The following is a 22,472-nucleotide window of genomic DNA, read 5'->3' on the forward strand; positions in this document are numbered from 1 at the left end:
TGCTATTTAAATGCAATTAAAATTATTTTTGCACAATTTGATTTATATTTTTTGCACAATTTGATTTGACGATTATAGTGGGAGGCTAAAATCAAAAATAAAGATGAAAAACCAATTTTTTTCCATTTTTCATATAAAAATTACATTTTCTGTTACTATGTTATTGTTTCCGATCCTAATGCCTGTTGCGATTTCATCAACTTCAATATATACAGCATTGTTATTGATTACATAAAAAATCATGGGGAATTGAACGAAGGTGTACTTGAACCATTAAATCACTATTTGAACGATGATCCAATTGTTAAATCGTTAGGTAAAAACCCTATCAGGCTATATCCTTTTGTACTCTATAAAAAACAGATATTGACACTTTGTCCCGAGAATATGGCATTTCGACAATTTGGTTCATTTATTGTAAGCAGCACTTTACATTGGTCGAACCTCCGACCCGGCGATATTGTGTACTTATTTGGAACATCGAATGATAAATCGGCCATGATTGAATTACGTAAAGTGGTAAAAAGCATTGACTTGATGGAGTTTTCAGAGCAAAAGGATTTAGCCCTCAATTTTATTCAATCCCTTGAGCTTAAGGATGATGCTTTTATAGTTGCATTTAAGGTTTGATGGTGTTAGTTTTTTTGTATTTTTACCCCAAACAAAATGAATACAAAATCATGGTTCGACTATTACTCATAAGCAACTCAACCAATGCAGGAGAGGCTTACCTAGAGCACCCCAAGAAGGAGATTGAAAAATTTTTAGGTAACATTAAAAGGGTTCTTTTTATTCCTTGGGCAGCTGTTACATTCAGCTACGATGAGTATGAACAAAAGGTTCAGGAACGATTCAGCGAATTTGGGGTTGAGGTTGACTCAATACATCACCATAGGAATGCAAAGTTAGCGGTTCAGGAGGCTGAGGCAATAGTTGTGGGCGGAGGCAATACTTTTAAGCTGCTAAAAACTATTCAGCAGACCGATATTATTGAAGCAGTAAGAAATAAAGTACTAAGCGGAACGCCATACATTGGCTGGAGTGCAGGAGCAAATGTGGCCTGTCCTACCATTTGCACTACTAACGATATGCCAATTACTGAACCCGACAGTTTCAGCGCTTTCAGTTTGGTTAGGTTTCAAATAAATCCCCACTACTTGGATGCAAACCCCGAGGGACATGCTGGCGAAACCCGTGAGCAAAGAATTATGGAGTTCATTGAAATGGACCCTCACGTTTACGTTGTTGGACTCCGCGAAGGAACCATGATAAAGTTGGAAGATGTGCAGTTTAGCCTGATTGGCCCTAAGCCTGCACGGATATTTAAGAAAGGGCAACCCCCGCGTGAGGTTTACCCAGGCGATGATTTAGATTTTCTTTTTGAGTAAAATTACTTTGATAACAAAACAGGGCTTATGCCCTGTTTTTTATTTTTTTACCACCACATACTCGGTAGGTAAAGTAACCATGAGCGAGTGGCTGATATGATCGATTCGGATAACCACCTTCTTTTTGCCTGCATGTTCAACCATTTCACCCTCAATTCCTTGAAGCGAGCCAAATCGGACCTCAACTCTTGTGCCCGGCTCAATTTGTCCATCCACTGCTTCAAGTTCAATATCCTGGACAAGCAGCTGCTTAATCTGATCAATTTGCCTGTCGGGGATAGATACTGCTTTGCCTTCGAATGTTATGTAACGGACTACCCCTTGGGTATTTAGTACATCATAATATCTTTTCGGGTCAATATAGACAAATATATATGAACGGAAAAGGGGCTCATCTACCAATTTTTTTCTATCGCTCCACTGTTTTAGCTTTTTCTGCAAAGGGAGGAAAGTTTCAATCCCCTTTTCTACCAGGCGGGCGTAAACCTTTTTCTCGTTTCTCGGCTTAGTATAAACGGCATACCAACGCTCTAAATCCTTACTTTCCTTCATCTGGTTTTACTTTTATTTTGCAAAGGTAATTGATTTATGGCTTTATTATTGAGCTAAATATCGTTTGGTCAACACAAGCCAATGTGATATAAATTGAGAATTTAAAAAAGTTTTTGTAGTAGATTTATGAGAATAGACTATTTTTGGTATCAAATCAAACTTAAACCAAATTTTATGAAACGTCTCATTTCATTCTACGCTGTGGTTGCTTTTTTGATTTATGTTTTAACCATTTTGCTTGTAAAACTTATTATTAAAGGATACCAAGAGTTTAGCGAGTCCTTTTCTGGTTTATTAATCGAGTCAGCTATGGCAGGGTTTATTTTTGTCTTTCTCTTTTTTGGAGCACTATGGTTAAACCTAAGTAATACTTTAGGTTATTTAGAGTCCGACTCATTTGAAGAGCCTACTTATGGTCATAAATTAAACCTACAGGTAGAAACCCCAATTAGAGAGTTTAGTAAGTTAAAAGAGCGATTTACAAGCAGCTATTCCTACGTTAGGGCATCGGAAAATAGGGCAGCTATTAAATTTCATAACGGATTAACATGGAAAAATTGGGGAGTAGGAGGAATTGCATTTTTTAATGCCGAAAATGGAAACGTCCGAATAGTTTTAGTTCCATTCATAGGATACTCCAATAATGCCACCAAGAAATTAGAAAAAGAAATGAAACGGGTTAAAGAGTTGCTTATGGGTTAATTTTTATGATTAACTTAGCATAAATTTAGTTTAGGTGATTCTTCTTGTAATTTCTGATTTGCATATCGATACAGGTAAAAAGCTTGGCACCTTTGGGTGGAAGGCTAAAGCTTTTATGTCAACACTTGATAAGGTAATTGAGCATTATGGCGTTGATCAGGTAATACTAAATGGCGATATATTTGACCTCTACAAGTATTCCTACAATGAGATTGCCGAAGTAAATGCTAAGATTATTGATTATTTTAACCAAAAAGGTTTTATACAACTCCGCGGCAACCACGACATTTGGGTCCCTCATACACATGACCATTTCTATATTAAGAATTCTGAGGGGAAAACCATACATATTGAACACGGGCATAAAGCCGATTTTTTGAATGGCACACGTATTGGCCGATTTATTAGCGTCACCATGTACTTGTTTTTAAAGTGGCTTGTTCGTTTCCGTTGGGTTGAACGCAAATTTTACAGCGCGGTTGATTACTTTGATGATGTTAACAGAATACCCCGGAAGTACAATACTATCAAGTACCTGATGTATGCCCTTAAGCTGCTTAAAAAGTACGATATGGTTATACTTGGGCATACCCATAAGCTAGAATCGCATAAGGTTTACTACTTGAATAGTAAAAAAATATATTTAAACTGTGGCACCTGCTCACTCGGAAGATTTCAAGCAGTTGTGGTAGATACCGAAAGTTTTGATTTTGAGACAATAAAAATCCCTCGAAAATCGGAATTTGATGTGTCGCAATTGCCTATTTTTAAAAAGAAAAAAGGTAATTAATAGCTATATGAAGCTAGCAGCCAACCTTTTTTAACACTTCTTCATTACTATGGTAGTTTATAAAGTCCTACTTTCGGGGAAGGAATTTTATTGTTATTGATTTTTGTTTAAACTATTTCCAAAAATAAACGTCATACCGTAGGTTCTTAAACAACTTTTTAAGTATGAAAAAATCTATTCTTCCCATTTTAATTTTGTTAACCATAACCTCGGTGGTTTTCTCTCAAGAACTGTGGACACTTGAGCGCTGCATTGAGTATGCACTATCCAATAATATTCAGGTTAAGCAGCAGGAGCTGAACGTAAGGGTAAATGAGGTAAACCTTTTACAGTCCAAAATGGACGCTTTACCAACAATTAATATCAACGGTAATCATTCCTACAGTTTTGGCTTGGTAACAAATTACCTTACCAATACCAAGGAAGCTTTGAATACTCAGGCAACCAGTTTTTCAGTTAGTACGAGCTTACCCATCTATAATGGTTTTCAGCTTACAAACACCCGGAAGCAGAACCATTTTGACCTAAAGGCATCCGTTGCCGATGTTGAAAAGGTTAAGAATAACATTGCACTAACAATTGCATCGCTTTACCTTCAAATCCTTTATCAGCAAGAGCTGGTTGAGATTGCTAAAAGACAGGTTGAACTTTCCACAATGCAGCTGGAAAGGACAAAGGTTTTGGTTTCAGCTGGCAGTTTACCCGAAGGAAACCTCTATGAGGTAGAAGCCCTTGTGGCTTCAGATGAGTTTCAGCTTGTTAATGCTCAAAACCAGTTAAACCTGTCCTACCTAAATCTAACCCAACTACTTGAGCTAAAATCAACAGAAGGATTTCAGATTGCAAAACCATTAATACCTCTAGTAGATAGCATAAAGCTGGTATCAGAAACACCCAGTCAGATTTTTAGTGTTGCTGAGGGAATAATGCCTCAAGTACAGAGCGCAAGGTATAAGTTACAAAGTTCAGAGCTTGGCCTTAAGATAGCCAAAGGCGGTTTACAACCCCGATTATCGTTAGGGGCAAATTACAATTCTGGTGCACAGTACAGGATACAGGATGGTTACACATTTGATGGCGATCCCTTTATAACCCAGATTAAAAATAATGCGAGCAAATCGGTAGGCTTAAGCTTAAGCATACCCATATTCAATGGTTTAAGCGCTCGTAACAGGGTAACCACCGCTAAAATTGGCCTTATGAATGCACAGCTTGCGCTGGAGAGCGAGCGTAATGCATTATACAAGGACATCCAACAGGCCTATGCCGATGCTATTGCAGCAGAAAAAAAAATGCAGGCGTCTTTAAAAAGCAAGGCAGCATCGGAGGAATCGTTCAGGTACACACAGAACCGCTTCAACCTTGGACTGGTAACAGCTCTTGACTTTACTTCGGCCAAAAACAAGTTAGCTCAAGCCGAAACCGATTTACTACAGGCAAAGTATGAGCTGATTTTCAAAACCAAAATACTGGAATTTTACAAGGGATTGCCGCTTAAGCTATAGCCAGTGTTTTGGCAAAATATTGAAAACGAATCCCTTGCCAAACAAAGAGAATGTCAAACTGAAGTAAATAAACCATAAATACTTAAATAATGAAAAAAGGACTTATCAAATACTTACTGGGAGCAGTAGTCATCTTGATAGTATTTGCAGTTGTTGCTAAGAAAAAGGGTTGGATCGGTAAACCATTAACCATACCCGTTTATGTTGAGAAACCTGAGTACAGAACTATTACTGAAGCTATTACAGCCAACGGTAAAATTCAACCTGAGGTTGAAGTAAAAATCAGCTCTGAGGTTTCCGGCGAAATTATTGAATTACCAGTAAAAGAAGGGAATTGGGTTGAAAAGGGTACCCTGCTTTGCCGTATCAAACCCGACACATATATCTCGTTAAAGGAAAGAGCAATTGCTGCCGTTAACTCTGCAAACGCAAGGTTAATTCAAGCCAAGGCCCAACTTGCCCAGTCGGAGTTGTCGTTCAATAGAAGCAAACAGCTCTACGAACAGAAAGCAATATCGGAGTCGGAGTTTGAAACTGCACGAACCAGCTACGAAGTTGCACAGGCTGAACTAAAAGCGGCTAGCTACAGCGTTGAAAGCGCTCAGGCATCGCTGCGCGAAGCCGAGGAAAACCTTCGCAAAACAGCCATATACGCACCAATATCGGGAACAGTATCAAAGCTTAACGTGGAGCTTGGCGAACGTGTGGTTGGTACCATACAAATGGCTGGTACGGAAATTATGCGAATTGCCAACCTTAACCGTATGGAGGCAAGGGTTAACGTCAACGAGAACGACATTGTAAAGGTTAAGATTGCCGATACTGCTTTAATAGAGGTAGATGCATACTTGGGTCGCAAGTTTAAAGGAGTAGTAACTCAAATAGCCAATACTGCTAACGTTCAAGGAATTACAACCGATCAGGTTACCAATTTTGAGGTGCGAATATTTATTCTTGAAAAATCATATAAGGACCTTCTCACCAATTCACAAACCAGTCCCTTCCGACCCGGAATGTCAACTACCGTTGAAATTCTTACCAACACCAAGGAAAACGTACTAACCATTCCGATACTTGCGGTAACAACCCGAATTGACACTGTAAAGAAAACAGGAACTTTGGAAAAGGGCGAAAATAGCAACCAACCTGTTGAGCCCAAGCCTAATAAGGTTGATAAGCCTAAGGAAATAGTATTTATAGCCAAAGGCGATACAGCTCGAATAGTTGAAGTAAAGACAGGCATTCAGGATAACCAGTATATTGAGATTGTTGAAGGACTAAAGGGCGACGAGGAGGTAATTACTGCGCCCTATAGCGCAATATCGCGTAAGCTTAAGGACAAGTCGTTAATCAGAAAAGTTAAAAACAAAGACGACCTTTTTAAAACCGAGTAGCCTGTTTTTATAGAATGGCCAAAATACTTTGCATTGAAACTGGAACATCAGCTTGTTCAGTTGCAATAGGCGATGAAACTGGAGTACTTGGGGTCAAAGAGCTTTTTGACCCCAAGGCTCATTCAACCATGCTGCCACGCCTTATCAGCGATGTGTTAACCGCTGCTAGCTTAACGCCAAGCCAAATTGATGCTGTTGCTGTAAGTAAAGGCCCAGGATCGTATACCGGTTTACGGATTGGTGTTTCAATGGCAAAAGGAATTTGCTATACATCGGGTATCCCGCTTATTGGGGTTTGTAGCTTACAGGCAATGGCTGTAGGTATTACTCTTTCCAATTACAATTTACCTGCTGATGCACTACTTTGCCCAATGATTGATGCACGTCGCATGGAAGTTTACTGTGCGCTCTATAATTCCCAAGGCGAGCCCGTTTCCGATGTTAGAGCAGTAATTGTTGATGAGAACTCTTTTGCAGAATTCTTACAAAACCAAAAAATAGTTTTCTTTGGAAATGGCTCATCCAAGTGTAAGGATGTAATTAAAAGTAAAAATGCTATTTTTATCGATGGTTTTGTGCCTTCGGCACGTTTTATGCTGCCTATAGCATTAAATGCATACAAAAATGAAGAATTTGAGGATACTGCATATTTTGAACCCTTCTACCTTAAGGATTTTGTGGCAACAACCCCTAAGAATAAGATTATTCCCAATCCTTAATGGTTTTGTGTTTGCATTCACTTCAATTTTAAATATAAATGCACACGCCCAGAATGGGAAAAAAGCATTTATAGGAGGAGAACGGTTAAAGTATCAGATTTACTATGGATTTATTAATGGAGGCGAGGCAACTTTACAGGTAAATGAACAAGTTTTCAATGGTAAGCCTGCTTACCATCTATATTTAAACGGGCGGACAGTTGGAATAGCAAACACGCTTTACAATGTAAACGATACCTACGAGAGTTATACCGATCCAGCCACACATTGGCCATACTTTTCCATCCGAAACATTCATGAGGGCCGTTACAGGCATTACAGCACACAAACCTGGGATCACTGGAGCCGCCCCGATTCGTCAATTGTTATAAGTTCAAAAACCGGCAAGGTGGTTGTGTCTAAAGGGTGCCAAGATATTCTTTCATCGGTATACTACCTTAGAAACAAGATGTTGACCATTCCACCACTAAAGCAAGACCAAACCATAATGGTTGATACCTATTTCACCGATGAAAAATACCCGCTTACCGTCCGTTTTAAAGGATATGAAACCATAAAAACAAAATTTGGCCCGGTAAAGTGCATGAAGTTCATGCCTGTTGTTATAACCGGTAGGGTTTTTAAAACCAAGGACGATATGACCATATGGTTTTCCAACGACTCAAACTTTATCCCAATCAGGATAAAGTTCGATATATTTGTAGGTTCAGTTTACTGCGATTTAATAGAGTACAAAAACTTGGCAAACGAATTTACTGCACTGGAAAGAAAGTAACCCCCAGTTGTTTAAGGCCTGCACATCAAATAACTACCGAGTAAACAGGTAGTTTTTAATATTATTTCAATTTTACTATATTTGCAACCCATTGTAAAATAGAATTATATGGCAACTACAGCGGATTTTAAGAACGGAATGTTCATTTTATTCAACGGAAAAATTTACACCATTGTTCAATTTCAACACGTAAAACCCGGCAAAGGAGGGGCATTTGTACGCACAAAGCTTAAGAGTGTTGAGAACGGAAAAGTAATTGAGAACACCTTTAATGCAGGAGTAAAAATTGATGTTGTAAGGGTGGAACGCAGGCCTTATCAATTCCTATATAAGGATGATTTGGGTTATCATTTCATGCATCAGGAAACCTTTGAGCAAATATCGCTGGATGAGTACAAGATTGAGAACCCCGATTTACTCAAAGAGGGACAGTATGTTGAAATGATGGTTGAGGCCGATAATGAGAATATTCTTACCTGCGAGTTGCCACCATTTGTAGAAATGGAGGTAACCTATACTGAGCCAGGACTAAAAGGCGATACCGCATCGTCAACAGCGCTTAAACCTGCAACTGTTGAAACCGGTGCAGTGATTAACGTTCCACTTTTTATTAACATTGGCGACAAAATTAAAATTGATACCCGTACAAGGGAATACTCGGAAAGGGTTAAGTAATTTCAAAATTAATTAGGCTGATATTGTTTTATTAGTAATTTTGTAGTAACTTATTCCTCTTTTGGAATAAGTTATTTTTTTAGGTTAAATCTGTTTTATTTTATGTCGATAACCGCCTCGCAAAATAGGCTAAAGCTGAGTACGTTTAAGCTTAACGCGCTTCTGGGTATGGCTCAGGCTATAAGTGCTGAGCTGAAAACCGAGGAGCTAATCGACAGGTTTAAGCGTATTCTCAACGATGATTTAGGAATTGACAGGATATTACTTTACAAGATAGAGGAGGGCAAGTGGCAATTATTACTTAACAGCAATTGCCCCGAAAAGGTGGTTGAGAACATAAATGTAGAGCGCGATTTACTTCCCTTTAACGAGATAACCTTTGTAGGAGTATCGGAAAACCCCATACTACTTGAGCTCGACGTAATAATACCAGTAATTCAGAATAATCAACCGGTTGGATATGTGCTTATTGGCGATACTAATGAGTACGAGAAAGGGGTAAGCGCAACCATCCGCCATTTGAACTTTGTTCAAACCCTATCAATCATCATTTTTGTTGCCATTGAGAACCTGCGTTTATTCCATAAAAGCTTGGAGCAGGAGGCAATGCGTAAGGAGTTGGAACTTGCATCGCGCATGCAGTCGATGCTTATTCCTTCGCCTGTCGATATGCCCAAATTCCAAGGAGTTCGCATTGGGTCTTACTATAGCCCACACTTTGAGGTAGGGGGCGATTACTATGATGTAATTGCCCTTAGCTCTAACGATTTGGGTTTCTGTATAGCCGATGTTTCAGGTAAGGGTATTTCGGCTGCGTTGCTAATGTCAAACTTCCAGGCAAACCTCAGGGCATTATTCAGCAAGGATATCAGTCTTTCCTCTTTAGTTGAAAAGCTCAACGAGAGGGTTATGGCAACCGCCAAAGGCGAAAAATTTATTACCATGTTTATTGGTCGCTATAACAATCAAACCCGAAAGTTGGAATATGTTAATGCCGGTCACAATCCCCCCTTCATGTTTGTCCGAAATTCCGGTAAAATAATTCAGCTTTCATCGGGTTGTGTTGGGTTGGGAATGATTGATGATATACCAATAATCAATCAGGGCGTTCTAAATATAGATGAGCCAAGCACCTTGCTCTGTTACACCGATGGACTAGTTGAAACCATTGATGGCGATAAGGTGGTTTACAACACAAGGATTTTAGAAAAGAACTTTTCGCGAAACCATAGTGTGCAGCAAATAATAAACACCATTGCTCAGGAGAGGGAATCGGATGCGGATGTTTTTGATGATATATCGATTCTAGGATTCGATTTTGAGTAAAGGTGCTCCATGGCCAGGATTAAAGCAGCATAACCCCAGAAAAGAACTGCAACCTTGTCCATATCCAGAAAGTTATTCATAAAACCATGCACAACATAGGTTATTAACCCATGTAATACGCCTATTAGGATTACCCTGTCAGCGCTTTTGGGTTTTAACTTTAGGGCTAATTTAAAACCTCTGTAAAACAGTATGACAATAATGAGGATGAATGCCAAAGCTGCTGGAAGACCCGCCTCCGATAACAGTCCTAGGTATTCGCTATGAGCATTCCCTTTTAGCCCAAGGTTAGAGCTTTCCCGGGTTTTAAGATACGAAGCCTGGTAGGGGGCATACTGAAACATGTATGTACCGGGGCCCCAACCAAGCAGCGGTTTTTCCTTAAACATTCTAATAGCCGAAGTCCAACGGTTAAGGCGTTCAACATTCGATTCATCGGTTCTAATATTGGCGATAGAGCTAATATGCTTTCTAATATCACCGCTCGATGCGGTTTTGTGCTGGTTTAGCCAAATTAGGATGTTGTCCTGGAAATAGAATATCGACCCAAAAAAAATTATTGCCAGTAGAGCTAAATATCGGAATCGAATTTTAAGCAACCATGCAACCCACACTACACCTGCCACCATTAAGCTAAGCCAGGCCGCTCTTGTGTACGATAGCACAAAGGCTACAATAAGAACAATTGTTAATGCAAGGAAAAGTATTCTCCGCGTTGCTGTGTTGGATGATATGAGTAGAGCAATGCTAACTGGAATTAGCAAAGCCAATACTGCTGCATATGAAGTATGGTCAGTGAAGAATGGATTACATGAACCGTGGGCTACAAACTTATTGAACAAACCATATTCCCATTGCTTTGATAGAGTTATCAGAATTACTACAAACAAACCTATGGAGTAGAAAGCAATAAATCGTTTGAATGTAATAGTCCCCTTAACAAGTAATATGAAGGGTAAATAAAGAAGTACGATGAAATAAAGTGTTTTGAGAATTAAATACTTTAGGGAAACCAAGGGCATTGAACTGGTAATGGAAGTTAAAACTATCCATCCTAAAAAAAAGTAAATAGTTAGCAGTACAGGATGCCAAGTAAACCAACGGTTTTCATGATTATTTGATAGAAGCATAATTATGGCAATAGGAGCTAATGCCACAAGCATTAGCTCCGATGGTAACCATAAATCAATGGATATTTCCTGGAAAAATTCCGATAGAGGAATGGAGAGCGGGCTTATAAATAAGTAAACCAAGTAGAATTTTAAGGGGAAAGATAGGTAAGCCAGTAAAAAAATAAATATGATGGGTAGAATTACAAAAAAATCGCGCTCAGTTCCTATCAGAATAGCATTTATAATAATGAAGATTAAGCTGGAAACAATTATCCACTTATCTTTAACATGGCTTAATATCGATTTAATGATATCCATTAGCGGGGTAAGCTGATCCTGCAAAAGGTATCAACAATTATATTTTTAAGTGCTTAAGATACTCCTGAAGGAAAAGCAAGAAAATTGCAAAAATTATTGCCGCTAAGGTTGAGGTTACAACAATTATACTGCGCTTTGGATAGGCCTTCTTGTCGGGTATATCGGCTTTGTCGATAATGAACTGGGTGGGTATCTCCTGATTTGCCTCAATTCTAGCAACAACTATGCTTTTTCGTAACTCGTTTAATTGTGTTGAAAGATCGGATATTTCAAAAGTATAACGTGTATGTTTTGCTCCAAAACCACCAAGCTTTGCAACCTCCTTATTTAAAATTGAAAGTGTAGATTTGTTGCCCTTTGAAAGTGCGTTTAGGTATTCCTTATAGAATTGGCCTGCCTGGCGCTTGGGATCGATAACGCCATTTGTCATGACAGCAGCAAGTGAATCCTGTAAGCTGTTTAAATCCTGCTCAACCAAAGAATATTGTTTCTCCAATGCTTTTAATGCGTTAACGGCCACCTGAGCTTTTATAGAACGCATAAGGCTATCGGAATACTCAACCACAGTATTAGCAATTTTGGCTGCCCATTCAGGGTCACGATCCATAACCTCAATATTGATACTTTGATAGCGAGTAGGTTTTATTTTGATTTGTTCATCAAATTTTTGGTAACTCCTAAACCTAAAGCCCTTTGATGTGGAGTCGATTTCCCAGTGTTGCTGGAGGTTTAACCTTGAAATTACCTTATCCTTTAAGGTACGTGAACTTAAAACCTGAAGGAACTGTTCCATCTCCTCGGTTTCGCCGAAGGTTGTTAAACCTTCCTGTTTATTTTCGGTAATCAGTTCCTTGGACACCTGATTTGCCACCGGAGGGAATATGGTTGCAGTGGCTTTATATTGATTTTTTACTAAAAGTGATGCAAAAGTGGAAATTATTATCGCAATAATTCCTACAGTAATTATCGTTTTTCGGCCATTCCATATGGTTTGAGCAATGGAAAGCATTGATTTGTCCATGCTAATATCGTTATTGTCCATAGCTGATGAATTAGAATGCTTGATATCCAAATTTCATAATTTGCCTAAAGAAAACCAAAGGCTTGCCGTAAAACAATGCTGCAAGCCTTCAAAGATTTTCCGAAATATATAACGGAATTAATCAACAGCAAGTATAATGCTGTAATTCTTTTTTCCCTTTTGAACAAGTATGTATTTGCCGTTGAGTAATGTTTCGGTACCAATTGTGATGTCGGGATTGTCAACCTTTTGCTTGTTGATACTTAACCCTCCACCCTGAACCAAGCGACGAAGTTCCCCTTTTGATGGGAATACTTTTGTGATTTCGGCAGCAAGAACTGAAAAGGGAATACCCTTGGCAAGCTCCGATTTTTTAACCTCGAAGGTGGGAACACCCTCAAAAACGGAAAGGAAAGTATCCTCATCCATCCGGTTAAGCATATCGGTGGTGGCATTGCCAAATAGCATTTCCGATGCTTCCACTGCTTTGTTGTAGTCGTCCTCGGAATGTACCATAACAGTTACCTCACGGGCAAGTGTTTTTTGCAGTTTACGTAGGTGTGGCTCCTTTTTATGCTCAGCAATTAGGCTATCGATGGTGGTTTTGTCAAGCAGGGTAAAAATCTTGATATACCTTTCGGCATCCTCATCGGAGGTGTTAAGCCAAAACTGGTAGAACTTGTATGGTGAAGTGAGGCGTGCATCGAGCCACACATTACCACTCTCGGTTTTCCCAAATTTAGTGCCATCGGCTTTGGTGATGAGCGGAATGGTTAAAGCAAATGCTTCGCCGCCAAGCTTACGGCGAATGAGTTCTGTTCCGGTAGTGATATTCCCCCACTGATCCGAACCACCCATTTGCAGCTTACAGTTCATGTTTTGATATAGCCAAAGGAAATCGTACCCCTGAACAAGCTGGTATGAGAACTCAGTAAACGACATTCCTTCCTTGGACTCCTCACCAAGTCGTTTTTTAACAGAGTCCTTGGACATCATGTAATTTACAGTGATGTGCTTTCCCACATCGCGGATAAAGCTAAGAAAGTCGTAACCCTTCATCCAGTCATAGTTGTTAACCAGGACAGCCGAGTTGGGTTTACCGCTCTCAAAATCCAAGAACTTTGAAAGTTGACGTTTAATACCCTCCAGGTTGCGCTGTAGGGTTTCCTCATCGAGCAGGTTACGTTCCTGCGATTTTCCACTAGGGTCGCCAATCATACCAGTTGCACCACCAACCAGTGCAATTGGTTTGTGCCCTGCAAGCTGAAACCGCTTTAGAAGTAATATTTGTGCAAAGCTACCAACATGGAGCGACTCCGCTGTTGGGTCAAAGCCAATATATCCGGCAGTCATTTCCTTAGTAAGCTGCTCTTCGGTTCCGGGCATCATATCGTGTACCATGCCCCGCCATTTTAACTCCTCTACAAAATTCACGGCAAACCATTTTAAGTGATTAAACAAAAAAGGCCAAATGATTTGGCCTTCAAATATAGTTCATTTAGAGTAAATAGCTGAAATGAATCTGACTAAATGGTGCATCATTTCGCTTTTAAGCGCTCAGAAATCGATTCAAAGTGAAGGTAAGGGAAAATGCCAGGGGCAAGCTTTGAAAGGGGCTTAAATAGCATTGATTTATTTTTGGTTTGTTCAGAGTAAAAGTTGAACCGCTGGTTGGCTTTTTCAACAAAAACAATAATTACGCTTATTATTATTGCATATTTCAATACACCGAAAACCAAGCCAAGAATCTTATTAACTACACCCAATGGGGTTAGGTTAAAAAACTTATCGATTAGTTTTCCAGTAAAGTGAACAGCAATAACAACAACCACAAAGGTAATGGCAAATGAAACTAGAGGTATATACTGGCCAGTTAAACCAGCCTTTTCCATTAAAAGCATAGCGGTAAAATCGGAGAACCGGATTGCTACCCAAATGCCAAGTAAAAGCGCTGCAAGCGATGTGAGTTGCATAATTAGGCCACTAATAAAACCCCTAACTGCACCAACCGCTAGGAGTATTACAATTATGATATCAAAAGCGGTCATAGTTTAATTATTAAACCGTACACCTTCCTACACAGTCAAGTATCTTACCCAGATTTTCATTCCGGAGGAAATAAACAGTGTTTTTGCCCTCACGCTTGCATGAAAGTACACCCCTATCCTTTAAAATACCCAAATGGTGCGATGCAGTAGATTGCTCTATACCAAGAGTTTCATATATTTGGGTAACGGTCAACTGCCCCGATTTTTCCAACAAGCTAATAATTCCAATTCGGAGAGGGTGGGCAATAGCTTTCAACATGCTTGCAGCCTGCTCAAGCTGCTCAATCTTCAATTCTTCAACCTGTACCATTATTGTTCTGAATTTCAATCATATTAAACACATGCAAATATATTAATATTTTGTTTTACCACCAATTGGTATTTATCAATTTTTTAAACATTGTTAGGGTAAACAGTGTTTAGTGTGGGCGAAATTTGGTTAATTTGCCCTTTAATAGATAAAGATTTATGCTAAACCAGATAAAGGAGCCAATAAGTAATCATTTGAATGACTTTGAGCCATTTTTCAGAAAAAACATGGGCTCCGATATAAAATTGCTCGATCTGATAACTAACTACATTGTGAGGCGGAAGGGCAAGCAATTAAGGCCAATGCTTGTATTTCTGAGCGCTGGGGCTTGTGGCCAAATAAACCAGTCAACCTACGTGGCTGCAGGGATGATTGAGTTGCTGCACACTGCAACACTAGTTCACGATGATGTGGTAGATGAAGCATATGAACGGAGGGGATTTTTTTCAATAAATGCCCTATGGCGTTCAAAGGTAGCAGTACTTGTAGGGGACTTTATCCTGTCGCGGGGTTTACTGGTTGCCATTGAAAATGATCAGGTTGAGATGCTCAGGGTGATTAGTAGTGCTGTAAAGGAAATGAGCGAGGGCGAACTTTTGCAGATTGAACGATCCAGAAAGATGAATATTGATGAGGAAACCTACTACGATATCATTGGAAAGAAAACGGCATCGCTGATCGCCTCGTGCTGCGCCAATGGCGCAATATCAGCAAATGCGACCAAAGATATGGTTGACAGTATGTACCAATTTGGCAAATATCTAGGCATGGCGTTCCAAATCCGCGATGATCTTTTTGACTACCAGCCATCAGGGTTAATAGGCAAGCCTACCGGTAACGATATTAAGGAACACAAGCTTACACTTCCTTTAATTTATGCACTTTCCCAGTCCAATACCCATGAAAGGAGACGAATTATCAGACTAATTAATGGTGGGAAGAAAGCAAACATTGCTGAGATAGTTGATTTTGCAAAGGACAAGGGCGGAATTGATTATGCCTCTAAAAAAATGTTTGAGTTTAGGGATAATGCTAAGCAGATACTTGAAATATTTCCCGATTCGGAGTATAAGAAATCACTATTGATCCTTGCTGATTATATGGTAAGCCGCGAGAAGTAAGATTAAAGCGAGGGTAGTTTAATCCCTTTAAAAAGCTGATAGGTTTCAAGGGCATAAATATCGGTCATGCCTGAAATATAATCAACAACAGCCATCACCTTGGAGTAATTATCGGGGCTTTCAGCAAGGTACTGTTCGGGTATCAGCCTGAGGGCTTTTTTTGAAATCGGCTTGGTAGGCTCAAGGACGGCGCTTGTGAAAATATCGAGTAGCTCCCCAATAATGGTAAAGCCAGCAATTTCAATTTCAACCACCTTGGAATGGTTGTAAACCTGGTTAACAGAAACCTTCCGAATTTCGTCCATTGCCTTTGCAGATGTTCCTTCCATCTGGTCAATAAGCGGTTTTACGGGCTGGCCGGACATAATTTGGTTATAGCTTTTTGAAAAGTTGGAAGAACATTGCTCAATAAGTTTACTGATGGTAATAGCCCTTAGGTAAGCAATGCGTTCGTTTATATCGTTAACCGAGGCAAGGGTTTTACGAATATCCTTTTTCTTACTTGTGGTTTCATCGTCAAAAAAGGAGAGGTAAAGGTCGGTTACAGTACTGGTTGAAAGAATTCCTAGCTTGTGCGCATCCTCAATATCCATCACCTGGTAACAAATATCGTCAGCGGCTTCAACCAGGTAAACCAGGGGATGACGGCAATACCTTCCATTGCTAATCTGAATAAGACCCGTTTGACTGGCTATCTCGTTAAAAACATCGGCTTCAGATTTAAAATAACCAAACTTTTTTTCTTTTAATGTTGAAGGGTAAGGATACTTAACAATTGAGGCAAGGGTTGCATAGCTAAGACGGAAACCGCCGGTTCGTCGGCCCCTAAACTGGTGGGTAAGCAGGCGGAGGGCATTTGCGTTTCCCTCGAACCGGAGCAGGTCGCTTGCTTCCCAGCTATCAAGTTCAGGAATGTGATGGTTGGAGAAAAAATGCCTAAAGGCATCCTCGCCGCTATGGCCAAAGGGAGGATTTCCCAAATCGTGAGCAAGGCAAGCCGCCGAAACAATAGTAGGAATATCGGCAATTAGCTGTGCTGGGCACTCAAACCTTTCGGGTGATAAAAGGTTTAGTATGCTCCGCCCCAGCGATCGGCCAACACTGGAGACCTCCAGGCTATGGGTTAACCTGTTATGCACAAAAACGCTACCCGGGAGTGGAAAAACCTGGGTTTTATTCTGTAAGCGCCGGAACGGGGAGGAAAAAATCAGCCTATCGTAGTCGCGCTGAAAGTTGGTTCGGGTATAGTCAATAGTCGATTTTGATGGCGATTCGCCCGTTCTTATTGGGCTTAAAAGTTTTTTCCAGCTTAACATAGATTACAGGATAAAAAAACCGGGTAAACCCGGTCTTATATTTGATTCTCGGAAAGCAAATGGCTAACGTTGAAAGCGATTTTCATGATCTTGACCACATTCCCTTCAGCATCCCTTATTGGGGTGTAGGTTTCGTAGAACAGGTAGGTTTTATCGTTAATGCTGAACTTTGAGGTTTCCTTTCTAACAATGCCATTATTAAGATCGTCCCAGAACTGTTTGTAGTTTTTACGCTGTTCATCAGTAAATTCCATTTGGTAGGAGTGATGCTTCCCAATAACATCATCGGCGTTAAGGTTAAGCAGCTGAAGGTAAGCCTCGTTAATGAAGGTAACGTTCCCTTCAGGGCTATACTCAATAACGTAGGCGGAATCGTTTATGGCTTTATAGAGGTTTTCAAGTTCAATCACTTTTTTCTCAAGGTCGCGCTTAAAGGCTTCTTCCTTTTCGGATTTCTTTGAAATTTCCTCCTCCATCAATTTGGAAGCGGTAATGTCGCGGGTTATGCCAAAAGTTCCAATGGTTTCGCCATGGGAATTTTTTAGAGGGAGTTTTGAGGTTTCAGCCCAGGTTACCCTACCGTCGTTCATTACCTCCTTTTCAACAATACCGATAATGGGTGTGTCGGTTCTAATAATTCGTTGCTCATCTTCATAAGCAGGGCGGGCGTGTTCCTCAGTAAAGAAGTCGAAGTCGGATTTACCGATAAGCTCTTCTTGCTTTGACATTCCAAAGAATTCGAGGGTTGATTTGCTTACCTTAATGAATCGACTTTTTAGATCCTTAAAGTAGATTTTGTCAGGAAGGTAGTTAAGCAGGGAGTCCAATAGCGATTTTTCCCATTCCAGCTGTTTTTGGTTTTCCTCCATTTCGGCAGTACGCTTCTCAAGCTCCTCCTTAATGGTCTCCAGCTCCTCAAGATTTTGCCTAACCTCTTCCTCCTGAGCCTTCATTTCTTCGGCCTGTTGCTGTGTTTTAGCCAGGAGTTCCGCTGTACGAATGTTAGTTCGTACGGATTGGAGTGTTTGCCCAATACTCTGAGCAACCTTTTCAACAAACTCAATCTGGTAGTCCTCAAACTCATTGAACGATGCCAGCTCAAGAACGCCAAATATTTTATCCTCAACCTTTAGGGGTACAATAAGCAGGTTGCGTGGTTTTGCCTCACCAAGCCCTGAGGATATCGCTATGTAGTTTTCAGGAATATCTTTTAAATAAATTGTTTGCTTCTCAAGTGCACAGGTGCCAACTAGTCCTTCCCCAAGCAGGATATGTTTCTTAATAAATTTTTGTCGGTTATAGGCGTAAGCGGCAGTTAGCTCAAAGTAGGGCTCATCGGTGTTCTCATCGTTGTAAATGAAAAGTCCGCTCTGATTGGCGTTAAGAATACCAACCAAATTTTTTACAATGCTAGCGCTTAAGGCCTCAATGTCGTTATTGTTTTGTCGGAGAATATCGCCAAACCTGGCTAAACCCTCATTTACCCAACGACGTTTTTCCTCGTTACGCTGTCTGATTAGCGCCTCTTCCCTTGCCTTGCGAAGATTCTCATTCATTTCAATCAGCGACTTACCCAAAACATCCTCATCGCTGAGGAGTTCAAGTGAGGTGTCGTAATTACCCATGCCAACCTGTTTAGCAAACTCGGTTTTTTTGTAAAGGCCCTCAACGGTTTTGTTCAGGTGGGTAATCATGGTGCCTATTTCGTCGTTGTTGTCAACATCAACTATCATGCTGTTGTCAACATGACCTTTAGAGAGGCGCTCTAAATTTTGGGTAACTTTAGATATTGGATTGATAAGGAATTTAAGGGTCATAAGGTAAATAAAGCCAGAAAGCAACAAAATGGCTATTAAACCAATAGTAAGGGTTGTCCAAAAAACATGGCGAGCCTCTGCTAAAATGGTTTCGCGCGGTGTAATCAGTACAAAAGACCAGTGTTGTGGGCATTTGCCAACTGAAATGGGGCGGAAAGTAAAGAATGACAACTTTCCGTTGATATCTGTTGCTTCAAATTCAATGGGTTCACCATTAATAACCTTGTCCTGAACGCCATGTGAAGTAAATATGGATTCGTAGGAAAATAGGGCATCGTCGCCAATCAAATCCCTATCGGGATGGGCAATAAACTTTAGCTGAGGAGAAATGATAAAAGCATAGCTATCCTTGAAGGGTACAATGCTCTTAACAACCTGATGGTAGTTTGAAAGGGGAATGTCGAGCCCGGCCACCCCGGCAAAATTACCATCGATAATGCAGGGAGCAATAACGCTGGTCATCAGAATATTTTCGGTTTGTCCCTCGTAGTTGTCAAAGTAGGGTTCCTCCAAACTTTCCGATTTGTTTGTTTTTAGAGTGATATAGTCCGCTGACGATTCAGTTTTTTCAGTTCTTATGGTATTTACCAGTATTTTACCGCCTTCGCGCCACGCATAATTCTTAATACGGCCGTGTTCATAGGTATATCCGGGTTCTACAAATTTAAGTTCCCAGCTATCCCATACGGAAAGTACATCGGGATATTGCTCAAGTATGTTAGTGTAGAGATTGTTGTATTCCTGTATATTTGATGTTTTCCCCTCTTTTATGGTAACTGTCATTGACGAGGCAATGGTGCGTGCAACAGACATATCCCTTTCCAGTGCTGCCTCAAATTTTTTTACCTCCTTGTCGGCTAAAAGGGAAATGCGCGATTTGGCTGTTTCAATGGATAGGCGGTTAAACCTAGCGCTGGTGAGGAAAAGAAGGAAAAAAAGAATAAGAAACGATGTTCCGGTGAATAGAAAAATAATTTTTTCTTTTAACGACAACTTCATGATAGAAGTTAAAAGCATCGTTCTTGGTAGTCTCATAAAAACCTATTAATAAAAACTTTGATACTTTCTAATACGAGGATTAACACACATTACAGGGATATCAAGTTTAGACTCCTGCTTGCTATCGAGGAAATCATCATACTTGTCGGACATGATAAGAACAAGGTCGGCTTCAATTGTGCGGGCAAAGCGGAAAACTTCCCCTTCAAAAGTTCCCTTTTTCTTGGCGGTTTTGATACCGTAAACAATATTTACCCCATCGAGCATTTTTTTGGTGAAGTAGATATTGTTGGCCAGCTGTTTCTTTTTGCCATCATCGGTTAGGAAAGGCTTAATGAGGTTAACGTTACACTTGTAGTACTTGGCAAGGTAAATAATCCAGTGAACAGCTTCCTTGAACTTACGGTCGTAATCTACTGGTATTACAATTTCAATATAGTGTGAGTGGATTGGGGCTTTGCTGACTACAATGAAGGGGAGGGTTGTATCCTTGAAAAATAGATTTTTAAGGTATCGTGATATGCGGTGTTCTTTACTGCCAAATTTATAGGCATAGTAGGCTACAATAAGGTTAACATGGGCTGTAAGAATTAACTCTCTGATAATACGTTTGGGGTATCCTTCCAGGACAAGGGTTTGTGGTTTAAAACCATACTTATGTTCAAGTTCCGAAGCAGCCTTTTCAATTTTGGCATTATAGGTTTCTATCTTCTTGAAATTTACCTTACGGTATATGGAGTCAATAATCCAGGCACGGGGAATGATGTTTAGCAACATGATCTCATTACCTCCGGCTTTTGCGAGCTGAAGGGCATGTTGAAAGGCAGTTTCGGAACCTTCGGTAAAATCCCAGGGAACCAAAATAATTTTTTTAATATTATCCATAACCGGAACTTTTGGTCAGTATTTCAGCTTTAACTATGCAAAATAGCAAATATTTAACAAAATAGTAAAAGTAATACAAAAAAATGTAAAAATCACTACAAAGATGTATCATTTTCTAATTCGTTCATCCATCGCTTAAGATTTTTGAGCTGAACATCCTTGTTTACATTCCTTAATCTACGGGCTGTTTGGGTAAAATACTGGTGTTTCTGGATGAAATCAATCTGTATCAAATTCCAATCGTGTAAGGAACCCACCATGCCATGCTCATGGAGTTCCTTGTAAAGAGCATTTGATACGGGTATAAAATCGGTTCGGCCCAGGTAATCCAAGTCGGCATCGCAAATTATTTCCTCCAGGATGTTTTTGGGTTTTGGGGGTAACTTGGTAGCCATAATGATTTCAGCAACCCGAGCAATTTGTTCGGGAGTATAGCCATAGCGGGGCAATATTTCATGCGCCATTTTCACGCTCATTTCCTCGTGCGTTGCATAGTCAATTAAGTGGCCCATATCGTGAAACAAGGCAGCCGTTCTAACTAAGAGCAAATCTTCATTAGGTATATTTTCGGCTCGACCAATAAGTTCAACTTGTGTATAAACGTCGACAGTGTGTTTTAAATTGTGGTAGTAAAGATTTTTTGGGAGACCTTTTTCCAGCTTCTCAAGAACAAATTCTTCCAGATCGGCTAATCTTACAAGCTGAAGCTCAACCCTAAAATCATTGTTTGGGATATACCTGCTGGACTCGGAAAATTTAGGTAGGAATCCTTCAACAAAGTACATGTTAACATCGCCCTTGTTCTTAATTGGAATTTTCCCCCGGAACTTGCATTCGAATAAATCGCGAACAACCAGATAGGTGTTTTCTGAAATATTGATTTTCCCGGGCTCACTTGCCGATTCCATCCGGCTAGCAATATTTACAGTGGTTCCCCAGATGTCATAGGTCAACTTATTACGACCAACAATCCCGGCAATAACAGGCCCGGTATCGATACCAATTCTTAGCTCCCAGATTTCTTTGCCGTTATTGAGCTGCTGGTTTAACTTTTGCATGCAACCCATCATTTCCACTGCTGCTGCTACCACCTCAAAAGGATTGGTTCTGTTTGGATGGGGAATGCCACCTGCACACATATAGGCATCGCCTATGGTCTTAATTTTTTCAATACCATACTTTTCAACTATGCTATCGAATTCAAAGAAAAGCCTGTCGAGCTGGTCAATGAGTGAATCGGCATTAATTTCATCGGTTATTTTGGTAAAGCCCTGAATATCGGCAAAGAGAACCGTAACCATCTGAAATTTCTGTGCATCAACCTTTCCCTGGTCAATTAGTTCTTTGGCCTTTTCGCGGGGCAAAACCCGTGAGAGCAAGTTTTCGGTTTTCTGTCTTTCCCTGAGTAATTCCTCAGTTCTAACAAAGAGCTTCTGCTGTAGGGCAAAACTCTTTTTGGTGTAGTAGTAACGTACATAGAGTATCATAGCAGCAAGAGTTGCTACTGCCAATAAAGAAAACGCTATTAGGGTTGAAAGGAAAGCCATTTGGTAAAACGCAAAAAATTTCACATACTAAGATAGAGCGATTGCGAATCTTTATCAAATATTTTAACAATTTGTTTAAAAAAATTTCTTTTGAACTCAATAAAAATAATAATTTGATTAAATTTGAAGGTGATTTATGAACGTAATGTTTT

21 protein-coding genes are annotated in these 22,472 nt (G+C 40.0%); 11 read left to right on the forward strand and 10 right to left on the reverse strand.

What is annotated here, in order from left to right; all coding sequences use genetic code 11:
- Positions 1–249 precede the first annotated feature (249 nt).
- Positions 250–630 carry a hypothetical protein gene (locus AB6811_RS12550; RefSeq protein WP_369490843.1) on the forward strand — a complete coding sequence of 127 codons (381 nt, stop codon included), beginning with the start codon at positions 250–252 and terminating at the stop codon, positions 628–630.
- 50 nt (positions 631–680) lie between these two features.
- Entirely contained in the window at positions 681–1,388 is a 708-nt protein-coding gene (gene pepE / locus AB6811_RS12555) for a dipeptidase PepE (protein ID WP_369490844.1), read from the forward strand.
- Between the two features lie 39 nt (positions 1,389–1,427).
- Here pepE and AB6811_RS12560 read toward each other — a convergent pair whose 3' ends face one another.
- Positions 1,428–1,940 (reverse strand): UpxY family transcription antiterminator, encoded by a 513-nt coding sequence (locus AB6811_RS12560; protein ID WP_369490845.1) that lies wholly within the window; start codon positions 1,938–1,940, stop codon positions 1,428–1,430.
- Positions 1,941–2,114: 174 nt separating this feature from the next.
- Between AB6811_RS12560 and AB6811_RS12565 the strand changes: the two genes are divergently transcribed.
- The 8 genes from AB6811_RS12565 to AB6811_RS12600 all read left to right on the forward strand — a co-directional run bounded on the left by AB6811_RS12565 (position 2,115) and on the right by AB6811_RS12600 (position 9,826).
- Positions 2,115–2,642, forward strand: coding sequence for a hypothetical protein (locus AB6811_RS12565; RefSeq protein WP_369490846.1), 528 nt, complete (start codon positions 2,115–2,117; stop codon positions 2,640–2,642).
- A gap of 34 nt (positions 2,643–2,676) precedes the next feature.
- On the forward strand, positions 2,677–3,432 hold the full coding sequence (locus tag AB6811_RS12570) for a metallophosphoesterase (protein ID WP_369490847.1): 756 nt from the start codon (positions 2,677–2,679) through the stop codon (positions 3,430–3,432).
- 164 nt (positions 3,433–3,596) lie between these two features.
- Positions 3,597–4,937 (forward strand): TolC family protein, encoded by a 1,341-nt coding sequence (locus tag AB6811_RS12575; RefSeq protein WP_369490848.1) that lies wholly within the window; start codon positions 3,597–3,599, stop codon positions 4,935–4,937.
- 89 nt (positions 4,938–5,026) lie between these two features.
- Entirely contained in the window at positions 5,027–6,331 is a 1,305-nt protein-coding gene (locus tag AB6811_RS12580; RefSeq protein ID WP_369490849.1) for an efflux RND transporter periplasmic adaptor subunit, read from the forward strand.
- A 14-nt stretch (positions 6,332–6,345) separates the two neighbouring features.
- Positions 6,346–7,050, forward strand: coding sequence for a tRNA (adenosine(37)-N6)-threonylcarbamoyltransferase complex dimerization subunit type 1 TsaB (tsaB, locus tag AB6811_RS12585; protein ID WP_369490850.1), 705 nt, complete (start codon positions 6,346–6,348; stop codon positions 7,048–7,050).
- 7 nt (positions 7,051–7,057) lie between these two features.
- Positions 7,058–7,825 (forward strand): DUF3108 domain-containing protein, encoded by a 768-nt coding sequence (locus AB6811_RS12590; RefSeq protein WP_369490852.1) that lies wholly within the window; start codon positions 7,058–7,060, stop codon positions 7,823–7,825.
- A gap of 108 nt (positions 7,826–7,933) precedes the next feature.
- On the forward strand, positions 7,934–8,500 hold the full coding sequence (efp, locus tag AB6811_RS12595) for an elongation factor P (protein WP_369490853.1): 567 nt from the start codon (positions 7,934–7,936) through the stop codon (positions 8,498–8,500).
- A 102-nt stretch (positions 8,501–8,602) separates the two neighbouring features.
- The gene (locus AB6811_RS12600; RefSeq protein WP_369490854.1) at positions 8,603–9,826 is read left to right on the forward strand and encodes a PP2C family protein-serine/threonine phosphatase; all 1,224 of its coding nucleotides are present in this window, start codon (positions 8,603–8,605) and stop codon (positions 9,824–9,826) included.
- On the opposite strand, the gene AB6811_RS12605 is transcribed toward AB6811_RS12600, so the two are convergent.
- The 5 genes from AB6811_RS12605 to AB6811_RS12625 form a co-directional block, all read right to left on the reverse strand.
- Positions 9,760–11,256, reverse strand: a complete 1,497-nt coding sequence (locus AB6811_RS12605; RefSeq protein WP_369490855.1) for an O-antigen ligase family protein — start codon at positions 11,254–11,256, stop codon at positions 9,760–9,762. The two genes, AB6811_RS12600 and AB6811_RS12605, sit on opposite strands and share 67 nt — an antisense overlap.
- Before the next feature lie 37 nt (positions 11,257–11,293).
- Entirely contained in the window at positions 11,294–12,298 is a 1,005-nt protein-coding gene (locus AB6811_RS12610; protein ID WP_369490857.1) for a Wzz/FepE/Etk N-terminal domain-containing protein, read from the reverse strand.
- 117 nt (positions 12,299–12,415) lie between these two features.
- Positions 12,416–13,711: a tyrosine--tRNA ligase gene (gene tyrS, locus AB6811_RS12615; RefSeq protein ID WP_369490858.1), complete on the reverse strand. Its 1,296-nt coding sequence runs from the start codon at positions 13,709–13,711 to the stop codon at positions 12,416–12,418.
- Between the two features lie 104 nt (positions 13,712–13,815).
- Positions 13,816–14,325 (reverse strand): CvpA family protein, encoded by a 510-nt coding sequence (locus AB6811_RS12620; protein ID WP_369490859.1) that lies wholly within the window; start codon positions 14,323–14,325, stop codon positions 13,816–13,818.
- A gap of 10 nt (positions 14,326–14,335) precedes the next feature.
- Positions 14,336–14,635 carry an ArsR/SmtB family transcription factor gene (locus AB6811_RS12625; RefSeq protein WP_369490860.1) on the reverse strand — a complete coding sequence of 100 codons (300 nt, stop codon included), beginning with the start codon at positions 14,633–14,635 and terminating at the stop codon, positions 14,336–14,338.
- A 158-nt stretch (positions 14,636–14,793) separates the two neighbouring features.
- Here AB6811_RS12625 and AB6811_RS12630 point away from each other — a divergent pair, with 158 nt between their 5' ends.
- Entirely contained in the window at positions 14,794–15,756 is a 963-nt protein-coding gene (locus AB6811_RS12630; RefSeq protein WP_369490861.1) for a polyprenyl synthetase family protein, read from the forward strand.
- Between the two features lie 2 nt (positions 15,757–15,758).
- Here the strand turns inward: AB6811_RS12630 and AB6811_RS12635 are convergent, their stop codons facing one another.
- The 4 genes from AB6811_RS12635 to AB6811_RS12650 form a co-directional block, all read right to left on the reverse strand.
- Positions 15,759–17,072 carry a deoxyguanosinetriphosphate triphosphohydrolase gene (locus AB6811_RS12635; protein WP_369490862.1) on the reverse strand — a complete coding sequence of 438 codons (1,314 nt, stop codon included), beginning with the start codon at positions 17,070–17,072 and terminating at the stop codon, positions 15,759–15,761.
- A gap of 35 nt (positions 17,073–17,107) precedes the next feature.
- The gene (locus AB6811_RS12640; RefSeq protein ID WP_369490863.1) at positions 17,108–19,888 is read right to left on the reverse strand and encodes a PAS domain-containing protein; all 2,781 of its coding nucleotides are present in this window, start codon (positions 19,886–19,888) and stop codon (positions 17,108–17,110) included.
- A gap of 45 nt (positions 19,889–19,933) precedes the next feature.
- Positions 19,934–20,773, reverse strand: coding sequence for a universal stress protein (locus tag AB6811_RS12645; protein ID WP_369490864.1), 840 nt, complete (start codon positions 20,771–20,773; stop codon positions 19,934–19,936).
- Positions 20,774–20,868: 95 nt separating this feature from the next.
- Positions 20,869–22,260: an adenylate/guanylate cyclase domain-containing protein gene (locus AB6811_RS12650; protein ID WP_369490865.1), complete on the reverse strand. Its 1,392-nt coding sequence runs from the start codon at positions 22,258–22,260 to the stop codon at positions 20,869–20,871.
- Positions 22,261–22,472: the final 212 nt, after the last annotated feature.

It is taken from the genome of Tenuifilum sp. 4138str (genome assembly GCF_041102575.1).
Taxonomy (GTDB): Bacteria; Bacteroidota; Bacteroidia; order Bacteroidales; family Tenuifilaceae; genus Tenuifilum; species Tenuifilum osseticum.